Origin of the sequence: Brevibacillus sp. M2.1A (assembly GCF_013284355.2) — a bacterium.
Taxonomy (GTDB): Bacteria; Bacillota; Bacilli; order Brevibacillales; family Brevibacillaceae; genus Brevibacillus.
In genome coordinates this window covers 1,342,140-1,360,911 of record NZ_JABSUY020000001.1, presented here as the reverse complement: position 1 = coordinate 1,360,911, position 18,772 = coordinate 1,342,140, and the positions used below count along the sequence as shown (strand labels likewise).

The window sequence follows — 18,772 nt, the reverse complement described above, 5'->3', positions numbered from 1 at the left end:
AGTCCAAAGCCAATGTAAAAGCCGCGAACGGATTGACCCCCACACAAGGACGAGTTAAAAGAGGTGAGAGTGTTGGGGAACAAAGATTTTATAGTAAAAAAGCTTCTTGCCGCTCATGATGAGGAGGCAAGAAGCTTTTCACTTTTAATTCGGCACGGAATACAAAGTCATGATACGTCTTGCAGCTTCTTGGTATCCGCCAGCGTTTCGCAAAGAGTCCCCCACCTGTATCGCACGCTCTTTATAAGTGGATTCATTCAACACTTGCAGCAAGGCATCCTTCAAAGCTGTCGGTGTGAGCTTCCCTCTATCTAACATAATACCCGCTCCCAGCTCCTCCACCCGCTTCGCCACAATCGGCTGATCGGAGCTTAATGGAATCATGACGAGGGGCACATGAAAATAGAGAGCCTCACTCGTACTGTTCATGCCAGCATGTGTAATAAAGGCGTCGGCTTGCTGGAGCACTTCCAGTTGAGGAACGTACGGTTCAACAATAAAGTTGGATGGAATATGGTCTCCGAGCGACTCCCGTTCCGTTTCTCTTCCGCAAGAAAGTACGAATTGTGCCGGAACATCTTGAAAGGCTGCAAAGCACAGTTTGTAAAATTCCACATCTTTGGTCAAAATACTGCCCATGGAAATGTATACAACCTGATCGTATGGAGCACGAAGCTTTTCAAACGGAAAAGAAGGGGCATCCGGACGCGATGTAATCGACGGCCCTGTAAAAAGGTAGCTATCGTCCAGCTTGTCAGCATCCGGTTGGAATTCACGGCTGGTAAAGACAATTTTCATGTCCCCATACTGACGGGTAATATCTTCAAGCGCAGGAACGGTAACGTTGCATATACGAGCAATGCTCTGTGCAGTCTGCGTCACTCGTTCGTTTAGTGCATCTACATCTACATCACTTGCATCAAACACTTCGACAATCTGGCTGAGCGGTTCAGCAAAGGCCAGGTTGGTTACGGAGCAGATCGTCGGAATTCCTAATTTCTCACCTAAAATCGCCCCTCCCCATCCAAACAAAGAGTCAAAAATCAGGTAATCAAATGATTCGTTTTCTATCTGCCTGAGAATCTCGGGAATGTGGGGTTCAATAATGCCACGCAGCATAAAATCGGTGAAATGAAGAGGGTGTTTGAATTCTGTCGGGTTAAAGCCTAAATCACGAGATACTAGTTCATCCATTTGATAAGCTCGGAATTGCGCTCCAGTCTGAGCAAGCCTATCCCGATATTCTTCTGAACACATATAGACGACTTCTTCTCCGTTGTCGACTAGCTGCTTCACTAATCCCAATGTAGGATTCACGTGACCATCTGCTGGAATCGTAACATACAATACGCGTGCCACTCACTCCACCTCCAAAAGAATACCTGACTAGAAAATGTTTCCATTTCATTATAGGCTAGATCCGTGGTGAAAATGGTTAAATTCCAAATATTTCATAATTTGTTCAATATTTTATATGAAGATGTTTAGTATTGTGCATAAACCCTTATATTTCAAAAAAGTTCCAACACAAAAATCCCTCCAGCCAACATTTCTCCATGTGAAGGGATTTCTAACCATATTATTTAATTAGGAAAGCCTTAAAGCTCGATGCCTACAAGGAGTTTAGCTTCTTTACCTTTTTGAGATATTTAAAATATTCCTCTCGAAGCGGGTGCTTTTTACTCAACCACGGTTTGCTATCTTCCCCTGTGTAGTGAATAATGGCCGGGTCTATTCGCAGGTTGCTTTTATAAAGATGTTTGGACTGGTAATTCCACTTTGTGTCAAGTTGAAGCCAATTATCATGAAGAATCGCATTCATCGGATCTTGACTGGGATAACGAATAATACCTTGGTTCTTTTTCATGTAATCCATAATCTTGCTTGTGATGTTATGCTCTCTCCATTTTTTTAAATTCATGACTAATACTCCCGCATTAAAGTAATCACAGTCATCCGGAATAGCAAGGTCGGCATGTCTTAACTTGTTTAAACCTTGCCAAGAATCCATCACCGCTGCAAGGTAATATTGATCAACTTTTGTGTTCCATAATGGAGTGATGTCTTTTTTAATAACGATATCACTGTCCAAATAAATCACTTTTTCTACTTCTTTGTCCAGCAGGTCTGGAATCGAAATTCGATGATAGGTTTCCTGCGTAAGATGATCACGGACGAGGAATCCATCATATAGGGTCGGATCAATAGTGACGTATTTAATTTGAGCATGGAATCGTTTCACAGTTTTCGTTAAGATGGATTTATTTTTCCCAGAGACTTGACTGTCGATAACGTGAACGATGACTGGGTTTTTCGAAACCTTATTTTCAAAAAGGGAATATAACATAACTGCGAGATGTATAGCAAAACCATCATTAACGGCTGTTACAATATGAATCGTGCCCACTATTCTCCCACCCCATATCCTAATTGAGCTATATATACACACTATTCATGGACAACGTTGGTTTGTGTGATGGAAATACCTAATTATTTCTAGATGGGAGCACAATTCACAGCTGCAAACCTCCGCTGATGCCGCTTTTTTCTGTGATCGATCAGAAAACCGTTATACGACTAGAGCATGTTCCATCCATCCCCATAAAATATATAAGCTGTGAGAACGACTCGAATTCGGCACTGACCTTATCCCATAAGTTGCGGTATGGGGGTAATTTGTCCAAGCTCCAGACAGGGCACAAGAAAGTACCTATTTAAAAGGGTGATGAAATATGATCTCCTTTGTGGTTGGCAGAGGTATGGGCCATCTCGGTAGATGCATTAGCATAACGGAAAAATTGCAGCAACACCATCTTCCTATTCACGTGTTTGCCTTTCGGGAAACACATGCCTATTTATCGAAAAACCTGCACAATGACGTCCAATTAAAAGCCTTTAAATCCAAAAAATTCGAGGATGGTAAACAAACCACACTATTAATAAATGATTGGCGCTCTGATGTGCCTCGCTTTCGCAGTGAGGGGAAAGTCGGTGGAAACACAAAGCTCGTGACCCTCTACCACAGTGACTTTATCATCGGTCATAATGATTCAGCTCCAATGCAGGAATACAAAAATCGCATTGTAGAAATCGCCAATCAATCCGATATCTTTCTCCACATGAATCTTATACCGCCTAAAGAGACCCCTCCGCAAATGAACTGCATCTATATCCCTATTCCTTTAATCACCAGGGAAATCAGCCAGTCCCCGAAAGAAGTGCGACGCATACTAGGCCTTCAGCAGAACGAGTCGTTTATTCTGGTTCACATGGGCGGCGGACTCGCTAACCGTTATGAACAGATCGTGAAGTGGTATGATGAAATAAACTCACTTGCCGGCCGCTATCGATTTGTTGTGGCAGGTCAATTAGCAGATGAAGATTACCCATTCGATGAAAGAATCATCAAAGCCCCTCTCATCCCGAATGGCAAAAATCTTGTTCAGGCGGCCAGTCTGGTCATTAGCAAACCGGGCATGGGTATTTTAGGAGATTGCATCTCGACAGGAACACCATTGCTTTTCCTCCCGCCGGATGATGCGGAACGCGAGCAAAAATTAGATATGCTAAGAGAAATAGCTAATAGTGATAAGGTATCGATCCAGGAGCCGGATGAGATTGTACCAAAGATAGAGCATGCGTTAGCCAATAAAGAGGGCATTCAAAAAAGATTTAGCCTTATCCCAACTAACGGGGCTGAGGTCGCAAGCAAAATTATCGAAATGGCATACCGGATCCCGTTATCGAAATTGGCAAAAAAACAGGAAGATCTACTGCGCTTGACGCCGTATAGCTCATTTGGAAATAAGGACGGATGACTTTGAAGCAAATAAGGAGGACTGTCTTAGGTAGAAGATCAATTTCTACTTAAGACAGTCCTCTTACTTTCACGTTACGGTATAGGTACGATCTGCTATCGGCAGATTGTCAAATGCAATGCCTTCCACATGTGTTGGGTCGACTGTGAAAACAACAAAGAAAATGTCCACGGATTGGTTTTTGCTCTTCAGAGCGATTTGAAGCGTAACATATCTGCTCCATCTACAATATGATGTGCCTAGAACAATCTAAAGAGGTGAGCCGATGGCAGTCGTAAAAGCCAGGAACAGTGACATTGACATGTTGGCAAGGTTGCTTCGAGCCGAAGCTGTAGGTGAAGGCGAAATGGGTATGCTCCTTGTGGGAAACGTCGGAATCAACCGAATAAGAGCAAACTGCTCCGATTTTAAGGGAATACGGACAATTCCTCAAATGATCAACCAGCCGCATGCGTTTGAAGCTCTGCAACATGGTATGTACTACCAAAGGGCTAGAGATAAAGAACGCCGTCTGGCACGACGGGCTGTGAATGGGGAGCGGCATTGGCCGGGCAAATTCTCCCTCTGGTATTTTCGTCCGGGAACAGCACAAAATCCCCTGCCTTGTCCGCCGACCTGGTATAATCAGCCAAATGTAGGACGATACAAGCTTCATTGTTTTTATGAGCCGACCGCAAAAGAATGTGAAAATGTCTATAATACCTTCTAATTTTGCAGACGAAACGGCCCAGACATTACTATACGGGTGAGTTACGACAAGGGGCTTAAACGTTAGCCCCTTGTATTCTATTCCAATTTCATTCAATTAATCTCTCTTTTCGAAATCTCCAACGTTCTCCAGTGACTTATTCTCTAGCAAGATGATATCTTCTCCTTGCTGTTGTCTTCTTTTAATATTTTCTTTCCCCCAGGTACACATAACATCAACGATCTTATTCGCTGTAACTCCATTAGCTATTAGAGGCATATGACCATGTCATCTTTCAATTCCCGTTGTATTGGTACAGTTATCCGCCTTTATTGAAAAAGTGGTTTGACGATGTTTTTGCTTACGGATGGGCTTATGGATCAAATGGGGACAAAGCTTCATTTCAAGCTAGCGATGAGGAAATCAATCATAGTGAAAAGAATATATCGATTATATCTTTACGTATCGGAGTAACTGATATCTTCCATGCTCGCTGTCCCATCCTATTTTCTTAGGATAGGACAGCCCCTTATCGTTTTCATATTACTGGAATACTTCCTCAGATTTTTCTGTTAAATACCCAAAAATTACCATGACGTGATACAAGCACTGTCACTTAACTTCCCAACTCCATAACTTAATAGCAGGGAGGACAAAACAAAATATCTCCCTGCTTTATGGAGAAAGGAAGAGGATAAATGGTAACATTAGTTGTCTGCATATTTGAATCTGAAGGAAGTTTCTTCTCTGTTGTTAAGCTCAATGGGATAGAAGTTACTGTCCCTATTTCGAGCGAGGTTTATAACCTGCTTAAGCTGATCGGTGTTCCTCAATGTCCACAAGTCACTCTATAAGCTGGAAGAATTAAGTTCTGCTAAATCTTTGCTTAGAGGCTGATGCTACATCAGCCTCTTTTCCACAGTTTCACTCTAAGACTGGTCCACCATTCATACGCCTACTCTACCTATTCACTCACATATTCTTCTGTAGCTTGTGACAAGGAAAATATTTACATCTATTGTAATAAATTGTAAAATACATATGATTTCAACTACTTTTTAGGAGGTCAAACTAATGAAGTTAAAGAAACTGATGTCAGCTCTTGGACTTACAGCTTGCCTACTTTCCATGTCAGCTTCTGCATTCGCTATGGGCGATGCCAGAGAACCCGATAGTCGGGACACACCAAATTATTTTCAAGGGATCGTCGATAGTTTTGAGGGTACCATTGCAAAACAGGAATATGGAATGGATCAAGACTACTTTAGATGGACGAACAACACTGGGCAAGGAAAATCATTTTACATTAATTTCGACACCTATCAAAATCGTAGCCTAGACTATCAGATTTTTGAAATAGACCATAACGGTCAAGCCTATCAAGTATTTAAAGATACCGGACGGGAAACCTGGTTTGTCTATTTGCCTGCTAACGGTGATCTTAGAATAAAAGTTGGTGCTCAAGATGCAATAAGAGTTGACCCAAACGTGAAATACATCATTTCCTTGAGTGAGCGTCCTTGGTGGAACTAGATTTGTTATAAGATTTAGAGAGCTGCTTAGAAACGTGGTACAAGCAGCTTCTCTAAATCTTTTGCTTTCTACATGTAAAATTCTCATCTGATCTGTCGTGAAACGTTATCACTCGTAATGATTCTTGTATCCCATTTCCCTCACCAATTCCACAGGCCTTGCTGGGGCTGTCCTTTCGCTGGAATCACAAATTCATTGTTTTAACACTCCATTTTTACTTAGCTAACATCTATCGTTAGCTCAAAATGTTTGCCTACAAGAGCCGAGCGAAACCCAGGTGTCCATTCCTGAATTTCCTCGGATTTTTCAATATATCTAATGCGGACGTAGGATATGCCCCACCCAATACTTCCTGGTTCAGTCTAAAGATTCTTTCGGAAACTACCGATATAGTTAGTATTCCAAAAAATATATTTAATGGGAGTATAATAATTGACGTTATGCTCACATCTCAAAGGGGTATATCTTATGAGGATTCGAAATCATACTAGAATTTTAAAAGTAATCGCCAGTTTATCTGTTATTTTCGCGACTGTTAATTATCCAGTTATCTCCTTTGCCGAAACAGTTGATTCTAGTGAAGTCAGTGAAACAAGCAATGCAGATGACATTAATACCGGTATAGCAGACTTGGACTATGATAATGACGAAATTTTAGCAGTAAGTGGTGATGAGATAGATAGTTTTGTTCCAAAAGAAGCACTCAATCCACATGGTAAGTTTATCGTCGTCGAACGTAAAAAGAAGTCACTTTCCACTTCTCCAGTAGATATTTCCATTATTGATTCTATGGCTAATCGCACTTACCCAGGAGCACTACAACTTGCAAATCGAGCTTTTGCAGAAAATAAACCGAGTTTATTACTGGTACCAAGAAAACCTTTAACGATTAGTATTGATTTACCAGGATTGAAAAAGGAAAATTCCATTACTGTGGATAATCCAACATACGGGAATGTTTCTGGAGCAGTAGATGAGCTTGTATCAAAATGGAGCGATAATTATTCGTCAACACATACTTTACCTGCCCGATTGCAGTATGCAGAATCAATGGTTTATAGCAAATCTCAAATTGGTAGCGCTCTGAATGTTAACGCGAAATATCTTGATTCTACCTTAGGAATTGACTTTCATGCGATTGCTAGTGGAGAGAAAAAAGTGATGGTTGCGGCATATAAACAAATATTTTATACGGTAAGTGCAGAACTGCCTAACGATCCATCCGATCTTTTTGATGATAGTGTTACTTTTAAAGATTTAAAACGTAAAGGGGTCAGTGACGAATCCCCGCCTGTTATGGTATCCAATGTAGCTTATGGTAGAACCATTTATGTAAAATTAGAAACAACCTCTAAGAGCAAAGATGTAAAAGCAGCCTTTAAAGCCTTGCTTCAGAATACGGCCAATGTAGAAACGAATGCCGAGTACAAGGATATTTTTGAAGACAGTTCCTTTACAGCTGTAGTATTAGGCGGAGATTCACAAGAGCATAACAAGGTCGTTACAAAAGACTTTAGTGAAATCCGGAATATCATCAAGGATAATGCGGAATTTAGCCTGAAGAACCCAGCATATCCAATCTCCTATACAAGTGTTTTCTTAAAAGATAATGCCATTGCTGCCGTTCATAACAATACAGATTATATTGAGACTACCGCTACAGAATATTCAAAAGGTAAAATATCGCTTGGTCATTATGGCTGGTATGTCGCTCAATTTGATGTATCCTGGGATGAAGTTTCCTATGATAAAAATGGGGAAGAAGTACTCACACATAAAACGTGGGAAGGAAGCAACCAAGACAGAACCGCTCCTTTCACGACAGTCATTCCTCTGCCACCTAATGCAAAGAACATAAGGATTTTTGCGAAAGAATGTACCGGCCTTGCTTGGGAGTGGTGGAGAACCGTTATTGATGAGTACAACATTCCATTATCGAATGAAATTAAAGTTGAAATTGGCGGAACGACATTAAACCCAACAGGTGGTATTACATTTAAATAGTTATGAAAAGAAACGGCTGAAATCCTTTTTATTAGGACTTCAGTCGTTTTTCTTTTTCTTATTCCTATGCAGGAGGAAAAGGTACAACGCAAAATGGGGCTAAAAACAGGGTAATTGGAAAACTTTGTCGAAATTAGTCATAGTTCTTTATTCCTGCATGCATTTGCAGTCAGAAAGGAGTTCGTAGAATGCAACAACGTACCTCTAGGACAACACTTAATCAACCCAACAAGTCAGCCACCAACCAAGCGAATAGGACGGTAGGTGGTCAAACAAGGCCGGCTGTCTCACAGGTAAATAGGGCAACAAACCAAGGAGGGGCAGGGAGTCAAAACAACGGAACAAACAGTCCTAACACCGTTTTGTGCCGCAAATGTAAGTCACCGCAAATTGTAGCCAACAAGAAAGGCTACAGCTTCGTTAACCTGTTTAAAACTCTTGGATGGATGGTATTGCTCCCTACCTTATTGCTTGTAATAGTAGGATTAATAGGATGGGTATTACTCATGAATCAATCACCATATGATTTGACTGAAATTATTCTCGCTATTATTGTAATAATTTGTCAAATTTCAATCGGTTTATCTATACCTGTCAGCATCCTAGTTGGCTTTGTCGGTAGAAATGAAATCGTAAACGGCTGTATGAATTGCGGCTTCAAATGGTCACCCGCCAAGAAGAAGTAAAATTTGAGAGGGGGAAAAGGCCAATATGCGCTACTGCCCTTTTCCCCCTCTTTTTGGTTATATGAATTCGCTTCGATTATTTGCGTTATAAAAAACAGAGAGGGTTTCACCTCTCTGTTAAGCCAATACCTCTCCATTATTAGTTTTCCTGACCAACAGTGAGCAACACTCCACATGTGTCGAGTATCCAGTGAGAATAAATATGATGTATTTCCCACCCAATCTATAAGTAAGTCACATATCATCTCACAAAATATTTCATTATTTCGAAACGAACAGGGAGGGTAACAGTTGCATCATTTCATTCACATGCGGTGATTCTCCAAACATGAGATGCTTGTTCCAATCTTCCGTGCCAAGTTCCCTATCACCCATTTTGATAAAACACAAGCCTCTCCGATAGTAAATATCTTGTTCGTCTGCATCAGAAAACGCTAAGGCCTCTGTATAATCGGAAATGGATAATTGCCACTCCTTCTGTGCTTCATACACCCATGCACGGTTGTAAAGGACGGTTGCATTTTTCTCTAGTGCAATAGCTTCAGTTAGATCAGCTATGGCCCTGTCATACTCCCCCATCTCATAGTACAGGACAGCCCTATTTGTCCAAGCGGCCATCATTTCCCTATCCTTGTTTAGGGCAGCGGTAAACGTTTTTAGTGCTTGATCATTATTGCCATCCGACATTTCAATTAAACCTAGTGTACACAGGAGCCGCGCATGATCAGGCTCTATTTCTAAACCGAATTCAGCATCTTTTCGGGCCATTTCGAATTTCTCCACTTGATACAATAATGTAGCTCTGTTAAGTAATCCATCAAGATTTTCGGGGTCTATATCAAGCAAGTAGTCATAGTCCGCCATTGCTTTCTCCACATCTCCAAGACGATCGAAGGCAGTAGCTCGATTGAAATAAACCTCTGGAAACGGAGGACTAAGCTTTATCGCTTGGTTATAATCTTCAATGGCTTCATCCATTCGCCCCATTCGGCTATAAAGGTTTCCACGATCAAAGTAATATTCTGGATAATTGGAATCAATCTGTATCACTTGGCTAAATGTTTCAGCTGCTTCTTCAAACCTTTTTAAAGCTACGTAAATCAGCCCTTTATTATGAAGCAACACCGAGCGATGCAACATATGTTCATCAGGAGCTAGAACTTGATTTAACCTTTGCCATCCTTCCGTAACCAATCGAAGCGCTTCTTCAGGATTATCCATATGCAACTCTACTAAAGCCAATCCATTTTGGTTAAATACTTGTTGAAATGCACGTTCTTTTTCATCTTCAATCCATTCTGCCAAATCAATGGCTTTTTGTATCCATTCTTTCGCCTTCTCGTGTTCTCGTTCTCGGTGATGCCTCGTATAGTACATCGAAAATCCATATGAAATTTGCATATGAACTCTAAAATCATCAGTGTTTGCGTACACTTCTCCTAAAAGCGTCGGTATATCATCAGTTTCACCCAATGCAGCCAGAGACGTAGCCATTTTCATTGTAAAATACCGGCTATTATCAAATTCGCTGCTCCAATTCGTCAGTTTCCGGCCACGTAGGCTCATATCGATAGTCGCATCGTAAAAACCCATGTTAATGCTATAACTAACTGCTTTAAACAACGCTTCGCTTGCCAATTTCTCAGAAGTACCGCGCTCCAGATGAAACGGAATGGCGCCTAAGTGCAGTGACCACTGCTCTTCTTTTATAAGGGATTCTGCACGCTCTTCGTGAAGGCTCTGACGAATTTCAATAGGAGTTGCTTCATAGGCGAGCAATTCCTGCTCACAATCTGATGTGCAGTCAGAAAATATGTATCGTTTCGTTAGATCAAGTCGCTGTTCGTCAGATAGATTTACTATCCCCATCTCTTGTTCGATGTCAGAAAGAATAATAGTAGGCTCCGTATACGTTTGTAACGCCTTTTTCAGGGCTTCCTTTTCCGCTATTTCACTGGAACTTACGATCACCTGAATCAGGTCAGACTTCGCACGACGCAGAAGTGTACTTATAAATTCTGCATCAAGTTGATCACAGGCCTGCACATTTTCAAAAACCAGGGTCAATTTTCCCATTCGTTCCCGATTTGCTAATGCCAATAAAAGATCGATCAAACCATTCGACATGCGAAGTGTACGCAATTTCGAATAATAACGTGTTCTCTCTTTCGGAATAGCAAGAGAGGTAAGTGTTTCTACACTAACAGGAATGACTGCTTTCAGTTCTGGTGCTATGGATAAGATCTCGATGCAGTGTGATAAAATCAGGTCTGGCCATTTCGAATAAGCTTCTGGAATAATCTGGCGCAGAAGGTCACCAGTACCTGTATAGGGTCCTCTAAGATTGCAATGACAATTGCTGACATAACATGTGGAGTATTGCTCTTCGAAGTACTTCTTTTCTCGGTCGCTGCGTCGAGATCCAATCAGCCATTGGTGTGTCATCGATTGTTTCATTTCGACTCATCCCCTCTGTTCCATTGATAAATTCCGAATTTCCCTTTTGTTTTTACGCTCTTTTAAGTATAGATAAAATACAATTCCATACTGAACTCCCGTTATAGACAAGAAAACAACGGAATCCCAGAATTTCATATCTTCTCCTGTAAATATGGAGAGAAAAATATTCGTTAAAAGTTGAATAGCGACCGGAATCATATAGAGTATCATTCCTGCCATCATCATCCAGCCAGTTGCGTAAAAAAAGCTGTACCATCTTGCTACCTGATGATCCCGTTCCGTATACTTGGACATATCGACCATCTTGTTCTTTTTTCCAATTAGTCCATACCATATATTTTTCAAATAGGAACGTGTAGCCTCCTGAAGATTTACACACCCCAACATCGTAATCATTAAATAATAGATATCTGTTTGAAGATGAAAATAAAATTGCCAGAAGAAACGCAACAGTGTTGTAAATGCTAGTCCCATACAATATGCAGCTATGATTGTCTTCTCACCTGTATTTATCCAAATTGCACCAGCAACGATCACCAATAAGGAATACCACAAAATATCACCGAACATTCCAATTAAAAATGGAAGAATACGCTTTCGTTTTGGGAATCCCCAAATACCTGGCATGGAAGAAGTGAAGACCAAAAAGTACATTCTTCTGCCTATACTTAGTTCTGACGGGATACCCAGTCTTCGTCCGGCAAGCATGTGCATCATTTCATGAAACAAGATCCCTGGAATCTGACCGATCGTCATGCCAAGAAAAATCACCATGGCGTATTCAGAAAATAAGATGCTTTGTCGACCCGGACGAATCTGTGGATATTGGTATAACAACCACAAGGCACAGGCTATGATGGCACCATGAATCAGCCAACCAAGTGGAGAAAAAGCTAGCTTACCCAACCATTGCCCCGATACTTTCTGCGCTTTCGTTTCCTTTTCCTCAACATCACAAATAAATGTCAGGTCACGCAATGTCTGCAAAAAATCATCCATGTCCACTTCATCGTGGTAGGTATCTTGATACCAGGAATGCGCTTCGGCAACCCCCATGCCCTCTTGCAGTTTTCGTACAAGTGCTGCTCCATCCTCAGGAAAAACAGCAAACGTATCCGTTCCAAACCGCCCAATCAGGACTCCTTGCTTATCCTCCAGAAATGTTAACGGGTGTAATTGGATCATGCGATTTTCGTTCATGACTTTCCTCCCGGATGTTGTCATGCTATCTTCATAATTGAAAAAGAGGGGCAAATGCCCCACTTTTCCGTGTTACTGACAAATCTTATGCTTCCATACATGTGCAGTCGTACATTGTGTTAGCTACTGAAGTCAATTTTACAGGCTCGGTTTTTTGCACAGTAATTTTTTTCATAATAATACCTCCGATAAATTGTTATTTATACCATATTCGCGAATGTATGGTATATACTGGTAATGATAGCTTGTATTTTTCTGACTGTCAACAATCTTTTGATTTTTTTGAAAATAAAATATATTCGGAAAAACAAAAGAAAACGAAGGTTGGTAAATGAGGATTAAAAATTACGCTAACTAGGGATGTTTAGCCTTTGTTACGAGGCGAGCGTAGGGGAATGCTTTTCCAATCTCCCACATTACTCCACCCTTTATATCTTAAGAGTCTTATCGCTTCCATTATGAATTAAATTTATTACAAATAACCCTTCCTCATTTAGGAAGGGTCTAGACACCAATGCTTCTTGCTTTCATTTTTCCGTACTAACAGTGTACAGCACTCCACATGTGACGAGTAGACAGTAGGGGTGGTAGCCCCGCAGCGTGAATACAGTGTTATGCGCCGTTACTGTCTTCGAAGCATCACCTAAAAACCTTTGATCAAGATTCCAACTCTATTTTTTACTTTGGTATAAAAACTCAACTTCACCATCTAGCAAATATCGATATTCAAATAATTGGATTGTTCTTTCCCTAATTCTCTCCCGTATAACCGTGCCTAGGCTTACCGATCCTTGTGATCCAAGGTAACGATTATCAATAAATGTCTTCTCTACAAATTTTGTTTCCCTTAAGTGATACTGTAACCATTCTTTCTGCGATTCAATTAGTGCTTCCCTTGGTTCTCTATCCAACTTAGAAAGAAGCTTTTTATATATTTGATTCAACTCTTTATCCCAAATCTCTGTATATTTGCTTTCCAAAGCCCCCCATCCCAATGTTGTAATAATCTCTTTGGAATTTTGAAATTCATTAAATTCCACTTCATAATCATGATCGATAGGATTCCGAAGCATTTCATCATAAAATTTTCCAGTCAAATCATAGTTCCCAATGTTCATGGATAACACTTCATTGTTAGAAGGATCTGATCGACCTTCAGTTATTTCTTTCGATTCTGTTCCATTACCTGTACTCACTACATCAGGAGGCAGTTCAGAATTCATTTTTGATTTAGTTTCGCTGTTCAAAGTAGTCGATTGACTACTATTTTGACAAGATGAAAACATTATCGTAATAAAAAATAATAAGAGGATCTTACCTTTCATAAATTATCTCCTTAAATATTATCTTTACTATTTACCGGTAATGGCGCATATCCTAGATTAGCTCTCGACAGATGCATCCTTTTCGTCTCAGTAGGTATTGTGGATATTTGTGCCGAGAAGATGAATAAAAGCACCTTGGCAATAGTTGTCAAAGTGCTTTTGTTACACAAGAACAAAGCATCCGATTTTACCACCCTGGGTCAGTGCCATAGGAAACTACTTGAGAATGGTTTGGAATGTTTTGCACCTCATTTGCTTGAATAGTTAGAGGCACAGCAACTAAGAACACCGTCATAAATATATGCATGAGAAGCCTGTTCATCACTTTCCCCTTTGGATTTCGTTTATTAATGTCCGGGATTATCCGAATATAACTTTATAGTTTTTATTGGAGAAACATTAGTTCCATTTTCAATTTCATTCCTAACATTAGGAGTAGTTACTGTCAAGACAGAAAACGAGATTATAACAGAACACGTTACAAGATTCATTACTAACTTTTTCATCATTCATCCCTCGCTTCGCTTTCCTTATATACTTCATTATATACTTCTTTCAGATTTCCTATAAGTTCCAATTTCATCATTTTTTCATGTGTGTAATGATGAGAATGTATCTCATTGTAACATTGCAAAATACTTTTATAATCACTTATCTTAGCGTAATACAATATACTATTTAGATAAGCCTCCATTCCTTCATCAAAACAACCCCTCTTAACTAAAAATTTGCCTTTGTATTTGTAGTACCTTCCTAGTTCGGAATATTGATATGGATCGGTGTACTGAAGTAATATTTTACTCTCTTCTGACCCCAGAATACTGCTAATTGAATCAAGATCATTGACTTTAAATAAAGCTTCCAAAAGCATATTTACTCGATGTAAACGATTACTATCAGTTACTTCTTCTACACACTGATACAAGATAGGAATAGCAACGCTATATTTCCCTGTCCGAGATAGAATAATGGCGCGGTAAAACTTCAACCGTTTAATAATCTGCGTGTACTTCAATTCTTCATAAATATTCAGGTGTTCTTCCAAGTTACTATATTTTCCTAAGAATAGGTATGAGTTGCATATAGCTAATGCAACCTGTTCTTTTAATGTATTACTTGTCTTATCTTCGAGATGACCTGTTTTCCCCAGTTCAATACATTTGTTATAGTCCTCAATGTTATGAGCATGAAGCGCCATCCTATAATAAAATGTAATCTTTTCATCATGGGATAGGAAGTCAACATAGTGTAAAATTTCCTCCCCATTGCAGAAGGTTTCCTTTAGTTTTTTGAGATCATTTCGTTCAATTAGATATTTCTTAAATAAAGCTTTTGCAATGTATTTCGGCTCTCCGCACTGTCGTGCATAATTTGCGATGACCTTATAGAGAGCTAAGCGTATTTCGTTATTTATTACTATTACAGCAGTCGAATCAGAAAAGTTATACAGTCGCTCCAATGCCTTCTCAATCTTTTCATTCGGCGATTGGAGAATTTTCAATGATACGCTTTCCACTAATGAAGAATATTCACACTGAATGACCTCTTGAAGAATTTCAAATAACGTCTCAATCCTATTCTCATCCTCAATGTATCCTTCAATAATTTCTTCATACGGGTAAGGAAATAGAGTGGCTATCGACTTCACTGTTTTAAATTCAGGACGTTTTGTCTCTCCGCTCTCAATCTTTTGTAGTACGCCCCTACTTACACCAGTTCTATCTTCTAACTCAGCAAAAGACAAGCCATTATTTCTTCGGCTCTCAGACAACATGTCCCCAATTGTTTTCTTTTGCACTATATCCCCCCACAACACAAACTTCCTTTTTTTTATAATGCAATCGAGTAGGATTATAGCAAGTTGATGTTTGCTAATTCAACAAAAACAAACAGACATATTTCGACTGAAATTTGCGAGAATTATCGAATAATGTCAAATGTATCAAGGTAAATTTTCCCATGGTTTTTTTGATATAGGTGCTATAGTGAAAAAAGAGGGGGTGAGACTATGGGGGACTGATAACGATGGTTGAATGGCAAGAAGTAAGCAACGAAGACCTTACACAAATCATCAAGAATCTACAAAATGAGCTTAAAGAAGTCTTTAAACAACAGGGCAAACTGACAGACTCCGATGTGTTGAAGATAAGTCAAGAACTGGATCAGTTCATCTTAGAGTACCAACGAAGAAATCTTACTAATCAGAAAGGAGCCAAATTGTAAAAGTGAATGGACTTGTTTTGAGAAAGTGGATCAACAAGAAAGGACGTTCCCCCTTTGCTTCCCGGCAACAGGAACGCCCTTAATAGGAGCTGCTTAAAACTCCTCTTTTTAACTCTATCACGAGATGTTCAGATTCGGAAGAAGGAGATTCTTACGAAATAGACCTAAAAAACATAGCGGAGCATTTGCTCGAAGAACTCGGATAATTAATTTTAGAGAATAAATTTTTGCATGATGAAGTCGTGGAATTAAGCCGTGAATTGAATCAGTACTTCTAGTAATTCAATCATTTCAAGGAGGGAACCTATAGGATGAATGTTAAGAGAATAATATCGTTCTTGCTTCTGTTTATTTTATTATTTTCAAATTCATTTACGAGTAGCTCACATGCGAACGGTTTGAATTCCGAGGAAAAAGATGAGTACACTTTAGAAACTATTTATTTGAAGGATATTGAGGTTTATGATGATGTTCTGGAGTTCATTAAAGAAAATAATTTTGAAGATGAAATAGCGGAACTGTCAAAGCAATCAAGCTCGAATAGTTTTGAAAAAACACTTTCAAAGCATGGGGTTGACGAGGAAACAGAGCGTAAATTAGTAGAAAAGTATGGATTAGAAAAACCTGAACCGGAAGAACATCAAGCGTCAAATCAAAAAGTGATGATTCAAAGAAATTTAACTACAAATGGTATTGATGGTATTATTGCAATTAGGCTTGATGTTGATGATAGTTGGGTAGAATTAGATTTGGTCCATCTACAAACAGGCGTTCGTCCAATTCAAAGAATAACTGGTCTCGTAACTCAGTTTAACTTGAATGGTAGTGATTGGAGAATTGGGCAAACTAAGTCCGTTGATAGATCATCGGTTAGAAGTGGTAACTTTTTTTCGTGGAAAATAAGTAAGGAAGCCGTTTCGGATTATTTTGAATATGATCTGCGAGTTACTGAAAATAATGTTACCCAAAGATTCGATAATAAAGGTGATAGGGACGAAGCCCACCAAAGATATAATTTTGAAGTAGATACTTATAAAAACTTAAAAGCAAAAGGTGGTCAAAGACATCATCTTGTTTCAGCAAAAGCATTGGATGATGCAGGATTTAATTCAGGTAATGCACCTTGCATTAGGATGATGGCAGAAGATCATTACAATACACCGAATTATGGTGGCAATAAGAGTTTCCGAGATAAAGAACTCAATTACTTACAAAATGAACAATACGAAGAACTATTGCAATTTGAAGTTGACGCACTGAAAGATGCTGAAGATTCCGAAGGGCGATATAGAAATTTACAAAGAAAATACTATGACGCTATTATCGAAGCATTAGCACAATATCATGATTATTTCGGAATTGAAGTTTAGGCAACCATCAAAGCTTCTCGTTGATTAAAAACAAGGGTCACACTTTCCAGAATAAATTCTATTTATGGGATGGTGTGGCTCTTTGCATTTTCTTAGTATAATAAACATTTAAATGAATTAGTGTTCAAGTAGGAGGGATAACAATGGATAAGTTAATCATTGAACCTGGCATTGGAATTGGCACTATAAAATTTGGTATGGATAAAGAGGAAGTAGAAGAATGCATCCAAGAGTACAAGAGAAAATACAATAAAGATAATTTAACTACTAATTTCTTCAAAAATTCTATCCGTGTTAAGTATGATTCATATGAGAAGGTAAACTTTATTGAAATTTCATCGAATTTACAAGATGTTTTTGAATGCGTAGTTATAAATATTGATGTATTCAAGACAAAAGTGGTAGACCTTGTGGAGAAAATTGACAAGATGTCAAAATATGATCGGGATGACCGTGAGTTAGGCTGGACTTATGATTTTCCAGAATTAGGATTACTTTTTTGGAGACCTAATGTACTTACAGAGGAGGACTTAGAGAAAGATTGGTTTAAAGAATTAGATCCAGAGATCAAAGAGGATGAGATGAGAAATTTGTTCTTTGAAAGTGTATGTATTCGCGTATAAGGGGCCAACCAGCTGAAAATTATAAGGTAAGACCTTAGTGGTCAAGTAATTTTCGTGGGGAGCAAAGAAGCCGACATTACTGAATTAAGAGTGTAGGCTTTATCTATTCTCAGAATTGAGTAGGCAAGAATGGACAGTTTTGCTAGAATGGGAGGATTTTTCTGTAACTCACAATGATAAAAATCTTGACTTACTTTGCGAGTGGTGTCAGCTACGCTGGTTTGTAAATGCTAATCAATAAGTTGACCATTTTTGGGGCAACCGCTCATCTTCGAGTTGACCACCTACGATGCTCACACAAAGTAACTTTTTATTTCCTGCACTAATGCTCGTCAAAAACATTTGTTAATAGGTGTGAAAATGATGATGTGTGTTCAGTCTTCCTTGTGGGTAACTTTATGTTGAGCAAAGTGGTCAACATTTTGGCAAGCGTTCACAGGTGGAATCAGTACAGTGGAAAGGTTGCAGAAGGAGCCGGCACTTATGTCAGTTTCAGAATCGGAGGAAAAATGCCATATATGGCAAGATTATTGAAGCTAAAAGACCGCTTTGAAAAACCGTTTCAGTATGGAGACTATGCACTGGGAGCATTAGCATGGATGCAACAAGAAAAAGTACCTCTTTGGGGTGATATTATTTCAGCGTCAGTCCCGAAAAGTGGTACAGAGATTTCCCTCATTTACATTAGCGAAACTGGGAAAGATTATAGCTGGAAGTATCGAGCCCGTTTTGAGGTTGAGAAGGATGGAACAGTTAAAGTAGATCATTGGGTAGTGGATTAATAGATTTGAAGAATATGAAGGGATGTCTTCTGGGCATCCTTTTCATTTTTGATATAATTT

The 18,772-nt window shown here is 39.3% G+C and carries 15 protein-coding genes and 1 pseudogene; 10 read left to right on the top strand and 6 right to left on the bottom strand.

Annotation, left to right across the window (positions count from 1 at the left end; translation table 11 throughout):
- Positions 1–144 precede the first annotated feature (144 nt).
- Positions 145–1,359: a macrolide family glycosyltransferase gene (locus HP567_RS06660; protein ID WP_173610581.1), complete on the bottom strand. Its 1,215-nt coding sequence runs from the start codon at positions 1,357–1,359 to the stop codon at positions 145–147.
- A gap of 253 nt (positions 1,360–1,612) precedes the next feature.
- Positions 1,613–2,407: a glycosyltransferase family 8 protein gene (locus tag HP567_RS06655; protein ID WP_173610582.1), complete on the bottom strand. Its 795-nt coding sequence runs from the start codon at positions 2,405–2,407 to the stop codon at positions 1,613–1,615.
- A 325-nt stretch (positions 2,408–2,732) separates the two neighbouring features.
- On the opposite strand from HP567_RS06655, the gene HP567_RS06650 reads away from it, so the two are divergent.
- From HP567_RS06650 to HP567_RS06625, 6 genes and pseudogenes are all read left to right on the top strand, one after another.
- Positions 2,733–3,818 (top strand): hypothetical protein, encoded by a 1,086-nt coding sequence (locus HP567_RS06650; RefSeq protein ID WP_173610583.1) that lies wholly within the window; start codon positions 2,733–2,735, stop codon positions 3,816–3,818.
- Positions 3,819–4,083: 265 nt separating this feature from the next.
- Complete coding sequence (locus HP567_RS06645; RefSeq protein WP_173610584.1) at positions 4,084–4,527, top strand: cell wall hydrolase; 444 nt, start codon at positions 4,084–4,086, stop codon at positions 4,525–4,527.
- A 245-nt stretch (positions 4,528–4,772) separates the two neighbouring features.
- Positions 4,773–4,901, top strand: a pseudogene (locus tag HP567_RS29955) (NAD(P)H-dependent oxidoreductase); the annotation flags it as partial.
- A gap of 679 nt (positions 4,902–5,580) precedes the next feature.
- Positions 5,581–6,039 (top strand): hypothetical protein, encoded by a 459-nt coding sequence (locus tag HP567_RS06635; protein WP_173610585.1) that lies wholly within the window; start codon positions 5,581–5,583, stop codon positions 6,037–6,039.
- Between the two features lie 468 nt (positions 6,040–6,507).
- Positions 6,508–8,043 (top strand): thiol-activated cytolysin family protein, encoded by a 1,536-nt coding sequence (locus HP567_RS06630; protein WP_173610586.1) that lies wholly within the window; start codon positions 6,508–6,510, stop codon positions 8,041–8,043.
- Between the two features lie 188 nt (positions 8,044–8,231).
- Complete coding sequence (locus HP567_RS06625; protein WP_229087942.1) at positions 8,232–8,729, top strand: hypothetical protein; 498 nt, start codon at positions 8,232–8,234, stop codon at positions 8,727–8,729.
- A gap of 261 nt (positions 8,730–8,990) precedes the next feature.
- Here HP567_RS06625 and HP567_RS06620 read toward each other — a convergent pair whose 3' ends face one another.
- From HP567_RS06620 to HP567_RS06605, 4 genes are all read right to left on the bottom strand, one after another.
- Positions 8,991–11,186, bottom strand: a complete 2,196-nt coding sequence (locus HP567_RS06620) for a tetratricopeptide repeat protein (RefSeq protein WP_173610587.1) — start codon at positions 11,184–11,186, stop codon at positions 8,991–8,993.
- A gap of 6 nt (positions 11,187–11,192) precedes the next feature.
- A complete protein-coding gene (locus HP567_RS06615; RefSeq protein ID WP_229087940.1) occupies positions 11,193–12,245 on the bottom strand; it encodes a hypothetical protein in 1,053 nt (350 codons plus the stop codon).
- A gap of 815 nt (positions 12,246–13,060) precedes the next feature.
- Positions 13,061–13,714: a lysozyme inhibitor LprI family protein gene (locus tag HP567_RS06610; RefSeq protein ID WP_173610589.1), complete on the bottom strand. Its 654-nt coding sequence runs from the start codon at positions 13,712–13,714 to the stop codon at positions 13,061–13,063.
- Between the two features lie 505 nt (positions 13,715–14,219).
- Complete coding sequence (locus HP567_RS06605) at positions 14,220–15,512, bottom strand: helix-turn-helix domain-containing protein (RefSeq protein WP_229087938.1); 1,293 nt, start codon at positions 15,510–15,512, stop codon at positions 14,220–14,222.
- 227 nt (positions 15,513–15,739) lie between these two features.
- On the opposite strand from HP567_RS06605, the gene HP567_RS06600 reads away from it, so the two are divergent.
- The 4 genes from HP567_RS06600 to HP567_RS06585 all read left to right on the top strand — a co-directional run bounded on the left by HP567_RS06600 (position 15,740) and on the right by HP567_RS06585 (position 18,712).
- Positions 15,740–15,937 (top strand): aspartyl-phosphate phosphatase Spo0E family protein, encoded by a 198-nt coding sequence (locus HP567_RS06600; protein ID WP_173610590.1) that lies wholly within the window; start codon positions 15,740–15,742, stop codon positions 15,935–15,937.
- A gap of 311 nt (positions 15,938–16,248) precedes the next feature.
- Positions 16,249–17,307 (top strand): hypothetical protein, encoded by a 1,059-nt coding sequence (locus HP567_RS06595; RefSeq protein WP_173610591.1) that lies wholly within the window; start codon positions 16,249–16,251, stop codon positions 17,305–17,307.
- A gap of 143 nt (positions 17,308–17,450) precedes the next feature.
- Positions 17,451–17,930, top strand: a complete 480-nt coding sequence (locus tag HP567_RS06590) for a hypothetical protein (protein ID WP_173610592.1) — start codon at positions 17,451–17,453, stop codon at positions 17,928–17,930.
- Positions 17,931–18,448: 518 nt separating this feature from the next.
- Positions 18,449–18,712 (top strand): hypothetical protein, encoded by a 264-nt coding sequence (locus HP567_RS06585; protein ID WP_173610593.1) that lies wholly within the window; start codon positions 18,449–18,451, stop codon positions 18,710–18,712.
- Positions 18,713–18,772: the final 60 nt, after the last annotated feature.

Coding starts and splice junctions, on each gene's coding strand:
- HP567_RS06650 (WP_173610583.1), top strand. CDS start 2,733: ATGATCTCCTTTGTGGTTGGCAGAGGTATGGGCCATCTCGGTAGATGC.
- HP567_RS06645 (WP_173610584.1), top strand. CDS start 4,084: ATGGCAGTCGTAAAAGCCAGGAACAGTGACATTGACATGTTGGCAAGG.
- HP567_RS06635 (WP_173610585.1), top strand. CDS start 5,581: ATGAAGTTAAAGAAACTGATGTCAGCTCTTGGACTTACAGCTTGCCTA.
- HP567_RS06630 (WP_173610586.1), top strand. CDS start 6,508: ATGAGGATTCGAAATCATACTAGAATTTTAAAAGTAATCGCCAGTTTA.
- HP567_RS06625 (WP_229087942.1), top strand. CDS start 8,232: ATGCAACAACGTACCTCTAGGACAACACTTAATCAACCCAACAAGTCA.
- HP567_RS06620 (WP_173610587.1), bottom strand. CDS start 11,186: ATGAAACAATCGATGACACACCAATGGCTGATTGGATCTCGACGCAGC.
- HP567_RS06615 (WP_229087940.1), bottom strand. CDS start 12,245: ATGGGGGTTGCCGAAGCGCATTCCTGGTATCAAGATACCTACCACGAT.
- HP567_RS06610 (WP_173610589.1), bottom strand. CDS start 13,714: ATGAAAGGTAAGATCCTCTTATTATTTTTTATTACGATAATGTTTTCA.
- HP567_RS06600 (WP_173610590.1), top strand. CDS start 15,740: ATGGTTGAATGGCAAGAAGTAAGCAACGAAGACCTTACACAAATCATC.
- HP567_RS06595 (WP_173610591.1), top strand. CDS start 16,249: ATGAATGTTAAGAGAATAATATCGTTCTTGCTTCTGTTTATTTTATTA.
- HP567_RS06590 (WP_173610592.1), top strand. CDS start 17,451: ATGGATAAGTTAATCATTGAACCTGGCATTGGAATTGGCACTATAAAA.
- HP567_RS06585 (WP_173610593.1), top strand. CDS start 18,449: ATGGCAAGATTATTGAAGCTAAAAGACCGCTTTGAAAAACCGTTTCAG.